The organism is Nakamurella sp. UYEF19 (assembly GCF_040546275.1).
GTDB lineage: Bacteria > Actinomycetota > Actinomycetes > Mycobacteriales > Nakamurellaceae > Nakamurella.
This window is the reverse complement of the sequence record NZ_JBEPNO010000013.1, coordinates 106635-124039: the sequence shown is the minus strand read 5'-3', so window position 1 is coordinate 124039 and position 17405 is coordinate 106635. Positions and strand designations below refer to the sequence as shown.

The 17405-nt window shown below is 69.3% G+C and carries 10 protein-coding genes and 1 pseudogene; 6 read left to right on the top strand and 5 right to left on the bottom strand.

The features are described from left to right. The first annotated feature begins 66 nt into the window (after positions 1-66). A complete protein-coding gene (locus ABIB25_RS17855; protein ID WP_354529828.1) occupies positions 67-2154 on the top strand; it encodes an APC family permease in 2088 nt (695 codons plus the stop codon). Next, entirely contained in the window at positions 2151-3503 is a 1353-nt protein-coding gene (locus ABIB25_RS17850) for a class I SAM-dependent RNA methyltransferase (RefSeq protein WP_502919841.1), read from the top strand. Before ABIB25_RS17855 ends, ABIB25_RS17850 begins: the two co-directional genes overlap by 4 nt. Before the next feature lie 107 nt (positions 3504-3610). On the opposite strand, the gene ABIB25_RS17845 is transcribed toward ABIB25_RS17850, so the two are convergent. Next, positions 3611-4414: a glycerophosphodiester phosphodiesterase gene (locus ABIB25_RS17845; RefSeq protein ID WP_354529827.1), complete on the bottom strand. Its 804-nt coding sequence runs from the start codon at positions 4412-4414 to the stop codon at positions 3611-3613. A gap of 288 nt (positions 4415-4702) precedes the next feature. Between ABIB25_RS17845 and dxs the strand changes: the two are divergent. From dxs to ABIB25_RS17825, 4 genes and pseudogenes are all read left to right on the top strand, one after another. Then, positions 4703-6658: pseudogene (dxs, locus tag ABIB25_RS17840) on the top strand (1-deoxy-D-xylulose-5-phosphate synthase); the annotation flags it as partial. Between the two features lie 259 nt (positions 6659-6917). After that, a complete protein-coding gene (locus ABIB25_RS17835; protein ID WP_354529826.1) occupies positions 6918-7601 on the top strand; it encodes a response regulator transcription factor in 684 nt (227 codons plus the stop codon). Beyond that, complete coding sequence (locus ABIB25_RS17830) at positions 7576-8823, top strand: sensor histidine kinase (protein WP_354529825.1); 1248 nt, start codon at positions 7576-7578, stop codon at positions 8821-8823. Before ABIB25_RS17835 ends, ABIB25_RS17830 begins: the two co-directional genes overlap by 26 nt. A 138-nt stretch (positions 8824-8961) precedes the next feature. Further along, positions 8962-11403 (top strand): RCC1 domain-containing protein, encoded by a 2442-nt coding sequence (locus ABIB25_RS17825; RefSeq protein WP_354529824.1) that lies wholly within the window; start codon positions 8962-8964, stop codon positions 11401-11403. Here ABIB25_RS17825 and cydC read toward each other — a convergent pair. The 4 genes from cydC to ABIB25_RS17805 are packed head-to-tail and all read right to left on the bottom strand — an operon-like array spanning position 11388 to position 17356. Beyond that, entirely contained in the window at positions 11388-13166 is a 1779-nt protein-coding gene (gene cydC / locus ABIB25_RS17820; protein ID WP_354529823.1) for a thiol reductant ABC exporter subunit CydC, read from the bottom strand. The genes ABIB25_RS17825 and cydC overlap by 16 nt on opposite strands. After that, the gene (gene cydD / locus ABIB25_RS17815) at positions 13166-14827 is read right to left on the bottom strand and encodes a thiol reductant ABC exporter subunit CydD (RefSeq protein ID WP_354529822.1); all 1662 of its coding nucleotides are present in this window, start codon (positions 14825-14827) and stop codon (positions 13166-13168) included. The genes cydC and cydD overlap by 1 nt, the downstream gene beginning before the upstream one ends. Next, positions 14824-15852, bottom strand: coding sequence for a cytochrome d ubiquinol oxidase subunit II (gene cydB / locus ABIB25_RS17810; RefSeq protein ID WP_354529821.1), 1029 nt, complete (start codon positions 15850-15852; stop codon positions 14824-14826). The genes cydD and cydB overlap by 4 nt, the downstream gene beginning before the upstream one ends. A gap of 22 nt (positions 15853-15874) precedes the next feature. Beyond that, complete coding sequence (locus ABIB25_RS17805) at positions 15875-17356, bottom strand: cytochrome ubiquinol oxidase subunit I (RefSeq protein WP_354529820.1); 1482 nt, start codon at positions 17354-17356, stop codon at positions 15875-15877. Positions 17357-17405: the final 49 nt, after the last annotated feature.

The window sequence follows — 17405 nt, the reverse complement described above, 5'->3', positions numbered from 1 at the left end:
CCCCTTTTCCTCGGCGGATGCCTGGCGTGAAACCTACCGTGCGCAGAGCCCCGTAGGCTCCGGTGCGTGTCCAAGCTGACCGCCGCTGCCAAGCGCCTGCTCGTGGGTCGGCCCTTCCGCAGCGACAAACTGGCCCATACTCTGCTGCCCAAACGCATCGCGCTGCCGGTCTTCGCCTCGGATGCCCTGTCGAGCGTGGCCTACGCGCCCCAGGAAATCTTCCGGACGCTCTCGATCGCCGCCCTCGCCGGGTATGCCTACGCGCCGTGGATCGCGATCCTGGTGGCCGTCGTCATGCTGGTCGTGGTGGCCAGCTACCGCCAGAACGTGCACGCCTACCCCAGCGGCGGCGGTGACTACGAGGTCGCCACCAAGAACCTCGGCCCGACGTTCGGGCTGGTGGTGGCCAGTGCGCTGCTGGTCGACTACATCCTGACGGTAGCCGTCTCCACCGCTGCCGGGGTCGCCAACATCGGCTCCGCAGTCGGGGTGGTCGGACGCCATCCGGTGGAGTGGGCGGTCGGCATCATCATCGTCATCACAGCGCTGAACCTCCGTGGCATCCGCGAGTCCGGCAGCGCCTTCGCCATCCCGGTGTACGCGTTCATGGTCTCGATCATCGTGATGATCCTGACCGGTCTGACCAGGTGGGCGTTCGGCTCGGAGATGGCCTCCGAGAGCGCGAAGTTCACCTTCGAGCTCACCGGGTCGGCGAGCATCACCGGGATCGGGTTCGTGTTCCTGCTGGCCAAGGCGTTCTCCTCCGGATCAGCCGCGTTGACCGGCGTCGAGGCGATCTCGAACGGTGTGCCTGCCTTCAAGAAGCCCAAGTCCAAGAATGCGGCGACCACCTTGGCCCTGATGGGCGGGCTCGCGGTGGTGATGATGCTGGGGCTGGTCGTGCTGGCCAGGGTCACCCACGTCAACATGGCGGACACCGAGGCCGGGGTGGTGCTCAAGGGCGCGCCCGCGGGGTACCAGGAGAAGACTCTGGTGGCCCAGATCGCCAAGGCGGTCTTCTCCGGTTTCCCGATCGGTTTCTACCTGGTGTCCTTCACCACCGGCATGATCCTGGTGCTGGCCTGCAACACCGCCTTCAACGGTTTCCCGGTGCTGGGCTCGATCCTGGCGCAGGACAAGTTCCTGCCCAAGCAGCTGCACACCCGCGGCGACCGGCTGGCGTTCTCCAACGGCATCGTCTTCCTGGCCGTCGTCGCCCTCGTCCTGGTCATCGCTTTCAAGGCCAACGTCAACGCCCTGATCCAGCTCTACATCGTCGGGGTCTTCGTCTCGTTCACGCTGTCCCAGGCCGGCATGATCCGGCACTGGAACCGGCTGCTGCTGACCGAGAAGGACCCGCAGACCAGGCGGCGGATGCGCCGCAGCCAGATGATCAACGGCACCGGTTTCACGTTCACCGCCGTCGTGCTGGTCATCGTGCTGATCACCAAGTTCCTGGCCGGGGCCTGGATCGCCATCCTGGCCATGGTGATCATCTTCGCGACGATGAAGGCCATCAACCGGCACTACAACCGGGTCGGCGTCGAACTGGCCGGTGACGACGACGACATGGTGCTGCCCAGCCGCGTGCACGCGATCGTGCTGGTCTCCAAGCTCCACCTGCCGACCATGCGCGCGCTGTCCTACGCCAGGGCCACCCGGCCCGACACCATCGAGGCCGTCACCGTCAACGTCGATCCGGTCGACACCGCCACGCTGGCCCGGGAATGGGAGGCACGCGCCATCCCGGTGACGCTCAAGGTCATCGACTCGCCGTTCCGCGAGATCACCAAGCCGACGCTCGACTACGTCCGGCGCGCCCGCAAGGATTCCCCGCGGGACGTGGTCGCGGTATTCATTCCCGAGTACGTGGTCGGGCACTGGTGGGAGCAGATCCTGCACAACCAGTCGGCGCTGCGGCTCAAGGGCAGGCTGCTGTTCACCCCCGGCGTGATGGTCACCTCCGTGCCGTGGCAGCTGTCGTCCTCCGAGGCCCTCGACCAGCGCATCAGGGCCAGGGCCGAGCGCGATTTCCCGCTGCGTGCCCGGATGCCCGGCGCGCCTCAACCCGAGGACACCGCCATGGGACAGAAGCCGCCCGCCCGCCCGCCGGCGCCTGCTCGTCAGGTGCGTCGTGGTTCGGATGACGAGTGAGCGGGCCCGGGACGGTACCGGTGCCCGAGATGGGGGCGGAGATGGGGACGGAGACGGACGAGCAGGCGCCGACGGCTGACGACCTGCGCCCCGGTGACCTGGTCGAGGTGGAGGTCGGCGCCGTCGCGCACGGTGGGCACTGCGTGGCCCGCTACCAGGGTCGGGTGGTGTTCGTCCGGCTCGCGCTGCCGGGTGAGTCGGTCAGGGTGCGCATCACCGAGGTGCGCAAGGGTTCCTTCTGCCGCGGCGACGTGGTCTCGGTGTTGCGCGCCGACCCGGAACGGATCGAGGCACCGTGTGTGCACTTCCGGCCCGGCGGTTGCGGCGGGTGCGACTTCCAGCACGCCACCGGCACGAGGCAACGCCAGCTCAAGGCCGACGTGGTCGCCGAGCAGCTGCACCGGCTGGCCGGGCTCGACGTGGCGGTGGTCGTCGAGGAGCTGCCCGGTGGGGGCTTCGGCTGGCGGACCAGGGTCCGCTGGGCGCTCGATCCACAGGGCCGGATCGGCCCGCGTGCGGTCCGGTCGCACCGGGTCGAAGGCGTCAATCCGTCCGAACCCTGCCTGATCGCCGCCCCGGGTCTCAACGAGCTGGCCGCGACCGCCGATGTCCCGGCAGGGGTGCGCCGACCGTCCTCGTCGGGCACACCCGTCCGGCGCCAGCAGCGTCAACTACGCGGCAGAGCCGCGCGACCCGAGCTGCCGGAGGTCGTTCTGACGGCCGCCGGAGACGGGTCGCTGTTGGCGATCTGGCCGGACCAGCCGGGCCACCAGGAAGTACCGACCGTGACGGAACAGGCGGTGGGACAGAGCTTCTCGGTGGCCGGTGACGGCTTCTGGCAGGTACACCCGGCGGCGGCCGACACGTTGGCGTTCGCGGTGGACGAGGCGTTGGCCGGGGTCGAGCTCGATGGTGGTTCGAGCTGGGACCTCTACGGCGGTGTCGGCCTCTTCGCCGAGGTACTGGCCGAAGTGGTCGGTCCTTCCGGCACCGTGGTGACGGTCGAGGGGGACCGGACGGCGTCCGGCCTGGCCGTCGGCAATCTCGCGCACCGGCAGCAGGTCTCCGTGGTGCTCGGCTCCGTGGAGAAGGTGATCGACGATCTTCCCGAGACCGTCGACGCGATCGTGCTTGACCCGCCGCGAGCGGGGGCCGGCCCGGAGCTCTGCCGTCAGATGGCGGCCAGGGCCCCGTCCGTCATCGTCTACGTGGCCTGTGACCCGGCGGCCCTTGGCCGTGACACCGCGGCGCTGATGGGGGCCGGCTACCGGCTGGACTCGCTGCGCTCGTTCGACTGCTTCCCGCAGACGCACCACATCGAGTGCGTGGCGCGGTTCCTGCCGGCCTGAGGGTCAGCCGTCGGCAACCCGAGAGGCACCGCCACCCAAACGAAGGCCCCCGCCACCCACCCGAGGGCCCCGCCACCCACCCGAGGAGCGCTGCAGGTCGAGATGGATCAGCCGGACCGGGCGCTGAGCCGGCCGTGGGCGGTCCGCTGGAAGCTGATGAGGTCACCCGGGGTGTTGGTGATGATCCCGTCCACGCCGAGTTCGGTGAGGAACGTCCAGTCGTCGGGCTCGTCGGCGGTCCACGCCATCACCGCGATGCCGGCGTCGTGCAGTTGCCCGACCAGCTCCGGCCGGTCGCGCAGCAGGGTGTGCCGGGGGTTGTAGGCGATGGCGCCGAGCTCGGCGCAGGCCGCGATGGGGTCGTCGTGCAGTTCCTCGACCAGCAGGCCGACCGGACGTCCCGGCTCGATCGCCTGGACGTGCCGCAGCGATTCGGTGTGGAACGACTCGTAGAACACCCGGTCGTCCCAGCCCGAGGCCTTCACCACCGCCATCTCGGCCAGGACCTGGTCCCGGGTGTGGTCGTTCTTGATCTCCAGCAGCAGCGCCCGGCCGGGTCCCAGCGTCTGGACCACATCCGCGAGGAGAGGCACGGGGGTCCGGCTGTAGGCCCTGGTGCTCCCGGTGGTGAACCAGGATCCGGCGTCGAGGGCCAGGACGTCGAGCGACGACAGATGACGGATCGGGCCGCTCCCGTTCGTCGTCCGGGACAGCTCCTCGTCGTGCAGCACGACGGGCACGTTGTCCCGTGTCGGCTGGACGTCGGCCTCGATCCAGCCGCACCCGGAGGCCCACGCGGCCTCGAAGGCCGGCATGGTGTTCTCCGGCGCGTGACGGCTCGCGCCGCGGTGGGCGATCACCCACGGACCGGACCGTGGACGGAGCAGATCTTCGAGGAGAACACCAGGCACGGCGTGTGAGACTACAGGGACGAAACGGACCGTCGATGTCGGGCGCGCAGACTCGCGTCGCCTTGTCGAGGGGGAGCAACCGACTGCGGAGCGATCCGTCCACAGTTTCGGGCCACTGGCGGTAACGTCGAAGGTCGGACAGGAGCGCAGTCGTGCTGCTGTTCGACGACGTGGTCACGCCGAACGGGCCGCGATGAGGACGATCTGGGAGGACCTGTGCCACAGCGGGGCACCAACGCGCAGGGTTCTGACGCCCAGGGTTCAGGCGGACGTCGCCGGTCGTCGCGCATCAGCCGGCTCACGTCGCCGGCAGATCTGCGGGCGCTGTCGTTCGAGCAACTGGACGAACTCGCCGTCGAGATCCGGGATTTCCTGGTGCAGAAGACGTCCCGCCGCGGTGGGCACCTTGGCCCGAACCTCGGCGTGGTCGAACTCACCATGGCCCTGCACCGCGTCTTCGACTCGCCGGCCGATCCGATCATCTTCGACACCGGTCATCAGGCCTACGTGCACAAGATCGTCACCGGCCGCTCCGCCGACTTCGACACGCTGCGCACCAGGAACGGCCTGTCGGGTTATCCGAGTCGGGCCGAGTCGGTGCACGACTGGGTGGAGAACTCGCATGCCTCCACCTCTTTGTCCTACGCGGACGGGTTGGCGAAGGCCTTCGCCCTCCGCGGTGAGAACAATCGCACGGTGGTGGCCGTCATCGGCGACGGTGCCCTGACCGGCGGCATGGCCTGGGAAGCACTCAACAACATCGCCGGGGCCCGCGACCGGCCACTCGTGGTGGTGCTCAACGACAACGGCCGCTCCTATGCCCCGACGACGGGCGGAATGGCCCAGCGGATGGCTGCGCTCCGGCTGCGCCCCGGTTACGAGCGGATGCTGGACCAGGTCAAGAACAGGTTGCCGCAGGCGCCCGTCATCGGTCGGCCGCTCTACTCGGCCCTGCACGCCACGAAGTCCGCGGTCAAGGACTGGTTCGTGCCGCAGATGATGTTCCAGGACCTCGGTCTCAAGTACCTCGGACCGATCGACGGGCACGACATCGCCGCCCTGGAAGAGGCTTTGCGCAACGCCAAGGGCTTCCGGGGCCCGGTGCTGGTGCACTGCCTGACGCAGAAGGGCCAGGGCTACGCGCCCGCCGAGAACGACGACGCCGAGCAGATGCACTCCCCGCCGGCGTTCGATCCCGACACCGGGCTGCCGATCGCCGCTCCCACCAGGACGTGGACCAGTGTGTTCAGCCGCAAGCTGGTCGAGATCGGTGCCGAGCGCGACGATGTCGTGGCCATCACCGCCGCGATGAGTGGGCCGACCGGTCTGGGCGCCTTTGCCGACGCCTACCCGGAGCGGGTCTACGACGTCGGGATCGCCGAGCAGCACGCGTTGACCTCGGCCGCCGGGCTCGCGATGGGCGGCATGCATCCGGTGGTCGCCCTCTACGCCACGTTCCTCAACCGCGCCTTCGACCAGCTCCTGATGGACTGTGCGCTGCACGGGCTCGGCGTCACTGTCGTGCTCGACCGGGCCGGCCTGACAGGCGAGGACGGCCCGAGTCATCATGGGATGTGGGACATGTCGCTGGCCGGACTGGTCCCCGGACTCAGCCTGGCGGCGCCCCGCGACGCAGCCACCCTGGCTGACGAACTCGCCGAGGCGGTGGCCGTCCAGGACGGGCCCACTGTGGTGCGATACCCGAAAGGTGCTGTGCCGGAACCTGTTTCGGCGCTCCGCCGGGTCGGTGCGGACCGCGGCAGGCTGGTCGAGGCCACCGGAGGGATCGGGGCGGTCGACATCCTCACCGAGCCGCCGGCAGCGCAGGATCGCGACGTGCTGCTGGTCGCAGTAGGTGCCTTCGGTGCGATGGCGGTCCAGGCCGCGTCGCGGCTGGCAGACCAGGGAATCGGGGTGACCGTGGTCGACCCTCGCTGGGCCCTCCCGGTGTCGCCTGCGCTGACCGTGCTCGCGAAGGACCATCGGCTGGTGGTGACCATCGAGGACGGTGGTCGTTCCGGCGGCATCGGCGCCACGATCGCCGACGTGCTGGCCCCGGCCGGGATCGCCGTGACGGTGCTGGCCCTGCCCCAGGAGTTCATGCAGGCGGCCTCCCGTGGTGACCTGCTCACCGACCTGGGCCTGAACGCCAAGGACGTCGCCCGCGGCATCACCGAGCTGATCGCCGGCCGGTCCGGCGCGGCGTCGAACGGCAGTGCCGGAAACGGGAGTGCGTCGAACGGCAATGCGTCGACCGTCGGTGCCGCGAACGGCGGTGCCGGAAACGGGAGTGCGTCGAACGGCAATGCGTCGACCGTCGGTGCCGCGAACGGCGGTGCCGGAAACGGGAGTGCGTCGAACGGCAGCCAGGTGAACGGCAACGGCGGCGCCCCTGGTGCGTCCAACGGGGTGCGGAACGGAAAGTCGGTCACCGCTGCAATCCAGGACAAGTCGATCCAGGATGGGCCGGTCAAGGACAGAAGAAGCACCGGAGAGGCGTGAGATGCGGGTACTGGTAGTCGAGGACGAACAGCGGTTGGCCGACGCCATCGCCAGAGGCCTACGCGCCGAGGGCATGGCCGTCGACGTCGCCTACGACGGCACCGAGGGACACGAGAAGTCTTCCTACACCAGATACGACGTGGTTGTCCTCGATCGGGATCTGCCCGGCATGCACGGCGACGACCTGCTGGCCGAACTGGTGTCCTCCGGCGACATCACCCGGGTTCTGATGCTCACCGCGTCCTCAGGTCTGGACGCAAGGGTCGAGGGATTGTCGGCCGGTGCGGACGACTATCTGGCCAAGCCCTTTGCATTCCCGGAACTGGTGGCCAGGGTGCGGGCACTGGGCCGTCGGGCTACGCCGGCCGCCCCGCCGGTGCTCCGCGCCGGTGATGTCGAACTCGACCCGGCGAAGCGGCTGGTCTCCCGGGCCGGCGCCGTCGTCGAGCTGACCCGCAAGGAGTTCGGTGTCCTCGAGGTGTTGATGTCCGCATCAGGCACCGTGGTGTCCAGCGAGGAACTCCTGGAGCGCGTCTGGGACGAGAACGCCGACCCGTTCACCACCACCGTGCGGGTCACCGTCATGACCTTGCGTCGCAAGCTGGGTGACCCCGGGATGATCGACACCGTGGTGGGCGCCGGTTACCGGGTCTCCGCCGATGTCGCCGCTGACCCGATCCGGTGACCCGACCGGTCTGCGGGCCGACCTCCCAGCCGGGTCGCGAGGCGACCTCCCCGTCGGTCGATCGGCGGAGGTGACCGCTCCAAGAACAGGGCCGCCGATCCGCCGGGCCGCCGCCCGCAACGGTCTCCGCCTGCGGTTGACCACGCTGGCCACGGCTCTGCTGGCACTGGTCGGTGCGCTCCTCCTGGCGCTGGCCTACCTGCTCGTCGGGCGGGTCGTCGCCGCGCTGCCGCACTACCCGGCCGGCACTCTGGTGCGGGTGAACGGTGTCATCGTCGACGCAGCGGTCGAGTCCGATCGGGTGGTCGAGCAGGGCCGGGAGACGGTGCTGGTGGTCGGGCTGATCGCCTTTCCGCTGCTGGTGATCACCGGTGGACTGCTGTCGTGGGTGTTGATCGGGCGCACGCTGCGTCCGCTCTCGACCCTGACGAGTGCCGCCCGGGCGCTGTCCGAGTCATCGCTGGATCAGCGGATCGCTCTCACCGGGCCACGGGACGAGGTCGCCGAACTCGCCGACACCTTCGACGACATGCTGGCCCGGCTGCAGGCCGCCTTCGAGGCCGAACGACGATTCGTCGCCAACGCGTCCCACGAGCTGCGGACGCCGCTGTCGGTGATCCGCACCGAGGTCGACGTCACCCTGGCCGACCCTGCCGCCGGCATCGAGGACCTCCGCCGGATGGGGGAGGTCGCCCGCGAGGCGACCGACCGCGCCGACCGGCTGCTCAACTCGCTGCTCTTCCTGGCCCGCACGCAGGCCAGTGGACTCTCGGTGGTCCAGGACGTCGACCTGGCAGCGCTCGTCGAGCCGGCACTGCTGGCCGTCGACTCGGAGTTGACCGCCCGCGAGCTGACGGCGCAGGTGGAGCTGTCGTCCGCGGTGGTGTCCGGCGATCCGGCCCTCTTGGAACGGGTGGTCGGCAATCTGGTGGAGAATGCGGTGCGACACAATATTTTTGGTGGTTCGGTCCGGATCGAGACCGGGGCTCTGCACGGGTCCGGGTACGTCGAGGTCTCGTCGGGAGGCACCGTCATCGCCCCCGGCACCGTCGCGCAGCTCTTCGAGCCGTTCCGGCAGGGCGAGCGGGCCAGGACCGGGCACCGCGGCAGCGGCTTGGGGCTGTCCATCGTCAGCGCCGTCGTCTCGGCACACCGCGGAACCGTGGCCGCAGCCCCGGTCGACGGCGGCGGGCTCCGCGTCCGGGTGGAGATTCCGGCCTGAACGGCCCACCGGTAAAACGGACATAAAGGCCAATCGGGTGAAGTGTCTGCGTTGTGCTGTAGTCGTGTCGCTGCCTGCGGTCTCATGGCGACAACGTCGACGAGGACCGGATTCTCCGGGTAGCCCGTGGATCGGCGCGTGTCCCGGAACGAGGACCCCATGCGCCGTCATCTGGAATTGCTTCTCGCCCTGAGCCTGGTCTGCGCGGCGACGCCGATGCTGTCGCCGTCGGCGAATGCTGCTGTGCCGGACAAGGTCTCGGCTCCCACCGTATCGGCTCCCAGCGCACCGGCCCGCGCGGCGGCACTTCCGTCGTCGGCGGTGGGTTGGGGCGGCGGGTCGCAGGGTCAGCTCGGCAACGGCAATCTCGCCAGCAGCAATGCGCCGGTGCTGGTGGTCGGTCCGGTGGCACCGCTGGACACCACGGCGATCTCGTCGGGGATCGATCATGCCTGCTCCGTCTCCAGGGGCCGCGCCTACTGCTGGGGCCGCAACGATCGCGGCCAACTCGGGAACGGCGGCACCGTGCAGAGCGACGCGGCCGTGGCCGTCGACACCAGTGGTGTGCTGGCCGGCCGCACCGTGACGGCGATCAGCGCGGGCGGATTCCACACCTGTGCCATCGCCGACGGCCTCGTCTTCTGCTGGGGTTACGGCTTCGCCGGTGAGCTGGGCAACGGACTCTCCGGTTTGCCGTCTGCAAGTTCCACGGTTCCGATCCAGGTGCCGGGCTTCGGATCAGCGGCCACCGAGATCAGCACAGGCCACTATCGATCCTGCGCGATCGCCGGCGGCGCGACGTTCTGCTGGGGCAGCAACGACTACGGTCAGCTCGGCCAGCCGGGCAACGTCTCGCTGCGCTCGCTCCCGGTGCTGGTCGCCGGATTCCCCGGCGGGACCCAGTCCGGCATCGCCGGTGGTGACCTGTTCTCCTGCCTGCTCGTGTCCGGCCGCCCCTACTGCTGGGGGGCCGGGTCGGACGGACAGCGCGGCGACGGCACACGGGTGTCGATCCAGCCGCTGCCGACGGCGGTCCCGGTCAAAGGGGCCATCGGGAACCTGCCGGTGACGGCCATCTCGGCCGGGCAGGTCCACGCCTGCGCAATCGCCGGCGGAAAGCCGTTCTGCTGGGGTGACAACGCTTCCGGCGAGTTGGGCACCGGTGTCCTGAGCGCCGCCGTGACCACTCCGGTCGCGGTGATCGTCTCCGGAGTACTGAGCGGGAAGGTCAGCACGGCGGTCGCGGCCGGTGGTGGGCACAGCTGTGTGGTCGCCGCCGGCGCGCCGTACTGCTGGGGCGGTGCGACGAACGGTCAGATCGGTGACGGTGACTCCAGTGGCGCGTCCAATCGGCCGAGCCCGCTCGCAGCCCGGACCGGCGACGTGCTGGCCGGCCGGAAGGTGAGTGCGATCAGCGCGGGATGGGGCACCACCATGGCCATCGCGGGCCCACGGGAGCCCGGCAGCTTCGTGACGGTCGGGCCGGTCCGCCTGCTGGACACCAGGTCCGCGCTGGGGATCAACAGCACCTCGCCCGTTCCGACCACGGGCCGCATCAGCGTCCAGGTCGCCGGTCGCGGTGGGGTACCCGCGGTCGGGGTGAAGGCCGTCACGCTGACCCTCACCGTGACGGCACCGACCTCGGCGGGATACATCACCGTCTACGCGGGCAGCCTCCGACCGACGTCCTCGAACATCAACTTCGCGCGGGGCCGGACGATCGCCAACTCGGTGGTGGTTCCGGTCGGCCTCGACGGAACGATCAAGCTGTACAACGGGTCTCCCGGGACCGTCCATCTGCTGGTCGATGTCGCCGGCTACTGGTTCGCCGGCCTGCCGCAGTCTCCGGGATCCTTCGGAGCCCTCACCCCGAAACGGATCCTGGACACCCGGACCGCGCAGGCGGTGGCCGCCGGGACCACGCGCCTGCTGGTCACCGGTGGCGTCGGCGGCGTGCCGGCCGTGTCGCTGACACCGGTGGTACTCAACCTGACGGTGGTGGCGCCGCAGACCGGTGGCTATCTCACGGTCTACTGCGACGGCAGCGTCCGGCCACTTGCGTCCAACCTCAACTTCAAGGCACGCCAGACCATCGCCAACCTGGTGGTCACGCCCGCGTGCAATGGCGGCCGGGTGGTGCTGTTCAACGGTTCGGGTGGCTCGCTCCACCTGCTCGCCGACGTCCTCGGATACTTCAGCCCCGGGATCGCCACCGCCAGAGGAGCTTTCGGTGCGGTGACACCGGTGCGGATGCTGGACACCAGACGCGGCCAACCGGTGGGCCCGGGTCTAGCGATCAGCCTGCCCCTCGCCGGGCGTGGGCAGGTTCCGCAGACCGGGGTGTCCGCCATCCTGCTGACCCTCACGGTCACCGCACCCACCGCCGCCGGATTCGTGACGGTGTACCCCTTTGGTGTGGCCAGGCCCGTGGTCTCCCAACTGAACTTCACCGTCGGCGGAACCATCGCGAACCTGGTCACCGCGCCGGTCACCGCCAACGGAAAGGTGCTGCTGTTCAACGGTTCCGCCGGTTCGACCCAGTTCATCGTGGATGTGGTCGGGTACTACCTGGTCAACTGATCGGACGGGCTGACAGCAGGTACCGCCTTCGGTGCCGCCGGACGGGCCGCGGGCCGGGTCGGCTCCAGTCGAACGATCTCGTCGCCCAGATCGGCATCCTGCTCGCGATGGGTGACCAGGACCGTGCACCGCTGCGGGTCCGGTTTCATCAACAGTGCGGTGATCGCATCTGCCGTCGGGGCGTCCAGGTGGGCGGTGGGTTCGTCGGCCAGCACGATCGGCCGGTTGGCGAGAAACGCCCTGGCCAGCGCGATCCGCTGGCGCTGCCCGCCCGAGACCGCCCGGCCGTGTTCCCCGACCGGGGTGGCGAGACCCAGGGGCAGACTCCGCAGCCAGTCCCCGGCGCCGGCGGATTCGAGGGTGCCGGCGATCTGCGCGTCCTGCGCCGTCGGCCTCGCCAGTCGGATGTTCTCGGCCAGGGTGGAGTCGAAGAGGTACGGCTGCTGGTCGCACCAGGCGAAGAGGGTGCGCGCGTCGGCGGCGTCGAGCTGGCCGAGATCGACGCCGTCCACGGTGATCCGGCCGGAGCTGATCGGCAGGAATCCGAGCAGCACCGCCAGCAGGGTGGACTTGCCGGACCCGGATGGCCCGAGGATGACCACGCGTTTCCCCGGCGCCAGGGTCAGGTCGAGGTGGGTGAAAGCGTCGTGATCGGCCCCCGGCCATCGCGCCGAGACGTCGTGCAGGGCAATCGTCGGCCCGAAGGTGCGGTGTCGCAACGGCTTCGGGTGGATCGGTGCGGTGGTGACCGGGGGAGTGGCCAGCACGTCGGCCAGCCGCCGGGCGGCTGCCGCGGATCTCTGCAGGGTCGCGGCGGCGACCCCCACCGACTGGACGGTGTCGGTCAGGGCCAGTGGCGTGAGTACCACGACGGCGAGCAGAACGGCGGCCAGGTGCCCACTCCGGACGGCCGGAACCCCGAACAGCAGCGCGGATACGACCGCCGCACCCATGGCGAGAACTGCAGTGGCGGAGGCGATTCCGGCCGTCCGGGCGGAGCGGGCGGACGTCGCCCGCAGATGGGTTTCCAGCTTGTCGATCTGCGCCAGCCTTGCGCCGAGCAGGCCACCGGCGGTGACGTCGGTCATCTCGTCGAGCAGGTCGCCGATCAGCTGGCCCCGCCGACCGCGGAGATCGACGATCGTGGTCTCCTGACGGGCGCTGTGCCGGGCGGACCGGAGCGGCGCGAGCACGCACGCCAGGAGCAGGGCCATGGCGAGCGCGAGACCGGCGGCCGGCAGGATCGCTGCGGTCAGGGCGACCGCACCGCCGCCCACCACCACGGACACGGCCAACGGCAGCAGACCCCGCAGGTACCCGTCGCCGACGTCGTCGACATCGGTGCCGACCCGGGTCAGCAGGTCTCCGCGGCGCCAGATCTGCAGGCCGCCGGGTGCGATCAGCGCGAGGTGCGCGATGAGGCGTTCGCGCAAGCCGGCGAGCAGTCGGAACGCCGCATCGTGCGAGGTCAGGCGTTCGGCGTAGCGGAGAACGCCGCGGCCGAGTCCGAAGGTCCGCACGGCGACGATGGCGACCATCAGATACAACACGGGCGGATGTTGTGCGGCACGCGCGATCAGCCAGGCCGAGGTGGCCATCAGAGCGACACCGCACGCGGATGCGAGGCTGCCGAGCAGCACAGCCGTCAGCAGCCTGCCCCGGACGCCGACCGCTAGGCGCAACAGCCAGATCACCGACCCGGCAGCGGGTTTCGTCCCGCCCCCGAAGTGGTCGGGACGTCCGGGACCGGTGTGGTCGCTCATCAGGTGACCGCTTCGGCGTGGCGCGGCTGCAGATCGACGACCAGATCGGCGATCGCCAGCGGAGCGCTCCGATGGCTGACCAGCACCACGGTCCGTCCGGTCAGGGCGCGACCGAGGCCGGCCAGCACCCGCAGCTCGGTGGTGGTGTCGAGAGCTGAGGTCGGCTCGTCCAGGAGCACCAGTTCCGCGGTGCGCGCCTTGAGGACGGCACGGGCCAGGCATAGGCGTTGCCGCTGCCCTTCGCTCAGACCGCCACCGTCCTGTCCGAGCTCGGTGTTCAGACCGTCGGGGAGAGCGTCGACGACATCGTCTGCGGCACAGGCGATCAGGGCCCGGTACATTTCGTCGTCATCGGCGTCCGGAGCCTCGAGATTGTCGCGGATGGTGCCGGACCGCAGCACCGGCCGTTGCCCGGACCACGCCAGTTTGTCGCGCCATGAGGACATCTGGGCGTCGACGAGGTCCACCGCGGACGATCCGGTGATGACGGTGACCGTTCCGGCCGTCGGCCGGGTCACTCCGGCGAGAACAGCGAGCAGGGTGGTCTTCCCGACCCCGCTGGGGCCGGTGACCACGGTGATCCGGCCGGCCGGGACGGTCAACGTCAGGGGGCCGACGGTTCCCCGTTCACCGGGTTCGCCGATGGTGACGTCGACGAGTTGGAGGGAGAGCGGACCTGCCAGGGTGCGCGCCCCCGACATCGGCAGCGGGGTGTCCAGCAGGTCCAGTACCTTCCCGGTGGCCGCGACCCCGTCTGCGGCAGCGTGGAACTGGGTGCCGAGGGCGCGCAGCGGAAGGTAGGCCTCGGGAGCCAGGATCAGGACGGTCAGTCCGATCTGCAGCGTGAGATGTCCGGAAACCAGCCGCAGGCCGATGGAGACGGCGACGAGGGCAACAGACAGGGAGGCCAGCAGCTCCAGCACCATCGACGAGAGAAAGGCGACCTTCAGCGTGCCCATGGTCGCCCGTCGGTAGTTCCCGGTGATCCGCCGCACCGCCGCCGCCTGGACGCTGGCCCGTCCGAAGACCTTCAGCGTCGGAAGCCCGGCCACGACGTCGAGGAAATGACCGGCCAGCCGGGTCAGGGCGGTCAGCTTCGCCGTCGTCCGCCGCTGGGTGTACCAACCGATCAACGCCATGAAGACCGGGATGAGTGGGAGCGTCAGCGCCACGATGACGCCGCTCGTGAGGTCGGTGACCGCAAGATAGACGACAAGGGCGATGGGCACCATGGTGGCGAGGACCAGTTGCGGCAGGTAGCGGGCGAGGTAGTCGTGCAACGAGTCCAGCCCGCTGCCGATCAGGACGGCCAACTCACCGCCGTGGGCACCGGATCGCCAGCGCGGTCCGAGCTCGGCGGCATGGACGAGTGCGTCGCGGCGCAGACCGATGACCACCGCTGCGGCGCTGCGGCGGGCCAGTTCCTCCGTCGCCCAGGCCAGGCCGGCGCGCGCGAGGACGACCAGCGTCACGGCCAGGACACCGGAGGCGACCTTCGACAGCGAGCTGCCGCCCACGATGACGTCGCCCAGGATGCCGGCCAGCAGCACCGCCTGGGCGACGACTGCCGTTGCCGTGGCCAGGCCGAGCAGCACCGAGACGGCCAGCAGTCCACGGACCCCGGCAGCCCGTCGGATCAGCCGCGGGTCAAGGGGTTTCACCGCAGACCGGTGAGCGCTGGATCGGCGGTCGGCAGGGGGATGTTCGCCGTCGAGATCCGCTTCCGGAACACCCAGTAGCTCCACGCCTGGTAAGCCACCACGAACGGCACCAGGCACAACGCCACCCAGCTCATCACGGTCAGCGTGTAGTGGCTGGAGGCCGCGTTCGTCAGGTTGAGCGAATACCCCGGATCCAGGTTCGACGGCATCACGTCCGGGTGCAGCGAGACGAACCATCCGGCGACCAGAGCCAGGATCGAACCGGCGGTCCCGACGAAGGCCCAGCCGTCACGGCCGGCCCTGGTGGCCAGCCACCCACCGGCAAGTGACAACACGGCGACGGCCGCGACGGCCGCAGCGGTCAGATTGCCTCGGATCGATAGTTGCCAGATGGCGTCGGCCACCAGCAGCAGCACTGCAGCGGCGCCGACCTTCAGGGCCAGAGCCTTGGCCCGGTCGCGCACCTCGCCGCGGGTCTTCAAGGCGAGGAAGACGGCGCCGTGGGTCACGCAGATCACCAGCAGCGTGATGCCGGTCAGCAGCGCAAAGGGATTGAGGAGATTGAAGAATCCCCCGACGTACTCGTGGTTCGCGTCCAGTGGGACACCCTCCACCATGTTGCCGAAAGCCACTCCCAGCAGCAGCGGCGTGACGATCGAGCAGGTCTGGATGGCCCAGTCCCAGTTCCGTCGCCAGAGGTCGGTCGTGCCCTTGACGCGGTATTCGAACGCGACCCCACGGACGATCAGGCAGACCAGGATCAGCAGCAGCGGCAGGTAGAAGCCGGAGAAGAGGGTGGCGTACCACTGCGGGAAGGCGGCGAAGGTCGCGCCGCCGGCGGTCAGCAGCCACACCTCGTTGCCGTCCCACACCGGCCCGATGGTGTTGATGAGGACGCGGCGCCCCCGTTCGTCCTTGCCGACGACCCGGAGGAGGGCACCGACACCGAAGTCGAAACCGTCGAGCACGAAGAAGCCGATCCAGAGCACCGCGATCAAGACGAACCAGATCTCGTTGAGCCACATGATGTTCGATTCCTCTTCCGGTTCAGTACGCGAACGTCAGCGGTCGGTCGACGTCGTCGTCCGCCTGCACGTCGGCTGGAGCGCCATCGGTGGCCACCGGAGTCGTAGGATCATCGGGTCCACCGCCGAACGGTTGGTGCGCAATGGATTGCAGGGCCTCGACGATGCTGGGCGGCCCGGCCTTCGTGAACTTCACGAACAGGCGCCCCTCGATCACCGCCAGAATCCCGTAGAGGAGCGTGAAGACGATCAGCGACGTGAGAACGAGTCCGGCCGGGACGGTGGGGGAGACCGAGTCCGCCGTCTTGTAGAGACCGACCACAGTCCAGGGCTGGCGGCCCATCTCGGTGAAGATCCACCCCGTGGCGTTGCCGACGAACGGGCCGACGACGGCGATCGTGGCCAGCCGCCACACCCACCGCCCGGTCGGCAACCGGCCACGCCGGGTCAGCCACAGGCCGACGATCGACACCAGCAGCAACACGAAGCCGGCGCCCATCATCAGCCGGAACATCCAGTACGTCAGAGGGATGTCGGGACGGTAGTCGCCGGGACCGTAGGCGGCCTGCTCCCGCGCCTGGATGGTGTTGATCCCCTCGACCTTGCCGTCGACGGATCCGGTGGCCATGAAGGAGAGCACACCGGGAACCCTGATGGCCCAGACCTCGTGCCCCCCGTCCAGGGATCCGATGCTGATCAGCGAGAAGGAAGCCGGCTGGGCGTCGTCGTAGAGTGCCTCTGCTGCAGCCATCTTCATCGGCTGGACCTCGGTCATCACCTTGCCCTGGAGATCGCCGGAGACCAGGACGGCCACGGACCCGATCAGCATGCCGACGAGCCCGAGGCGGAGGCAGGTCCGGAACATCTCGACGTCACGCCGGTGCATCAGGAACCAGGCCGAAATCCCGGTGATCAGCACCGCTCCGGTCAGCACGCAGGCCAGGACGACGTGGGCGAAGGTGATCAGCTGGAGTTTCTGGAAGAGCACCGCACCGATGTCGGTCAGCCGCGGCCGTCCGGTGGTCGGGTCCATCACGATCCCGACCGGATGCTGCATGAAGGAGTTCGCGGCCAGGATGAAATAGGCCGACGCAATCGTACCGAAGGCCACCAACCACATGCAGGTCAGGTGCAGTCGCGGGGAGAGCTTGTCCCAGCCGAAGAGCCACAGCCCGAGGAAGGTCGATTCGATGAAGAACGCCAGCAATGCTTCCATCGCGAGCGGGGCACCGAAGACGTCACCGACGAAACGTGAGTAGCTGGACCAGTTCATCCCGAACTGGAATTCCTGCACGATTCCGGTGACCACCCCGATGGCGAAGTTGATCAGGAAGAGTTTGGAGAAGAACTTCACCGCCTGGAGATAACGGGGACTGCGGGTGCGCACCCAGGCAGTCTCGAGAACGGCGAGGAACAGGGCCAATCCGATCGACACCGGGACGAACAGGTAGTGATACACGGTGGTGATGCCGAACTGCCACCGGGCCAACGCCAGTGAGTCCATGACGACTGGTCCTCCTCGATCGGTGAAGATCCGACCGCGGCGCGGATCG

What these genes read in the sequence shown, in the direction of transcription:
- ABIB25_RS17835 (WP_354529826.1), top strand. Translation starts at nt 6,918, where the DNA reads ATGCGGGTACTGGTAGTCGAGGACGAACAGCGGTTGGCCGACGCCATC.
- ABIB25_RS17830 (WP_354529825.1), top strand. Translation starts at nt 7,576, where the DNA reads ATGTCGCCGCTGACCCGATCCGGTGACCCGACCGGTCTGCGGGCCGAC.
- cydC (WP_354529823.1), bottom strand. Translation starts at nt 13,166, where the DNA reads ATGAGCGACCACACCGGTCCCGGACGTCCCGACCACTTCGGGGGCGGG.
- cydB (WP_354529821.1), bottom strand. Translation starts at nt 15,852, where the DNA reads ATGTGGCTCAACGAGATCTGGTTCGTCTTGATCGCGGTGCTCTGGATC.
- ABIB25_RS17805 (WP_354529820.1), bottom strand. Translation starts at nt 17,356, where the DNA reads ATGGACTCACTGGCGTTGGCCCGGTGGCAGTTCGGCATCACCACCGTG.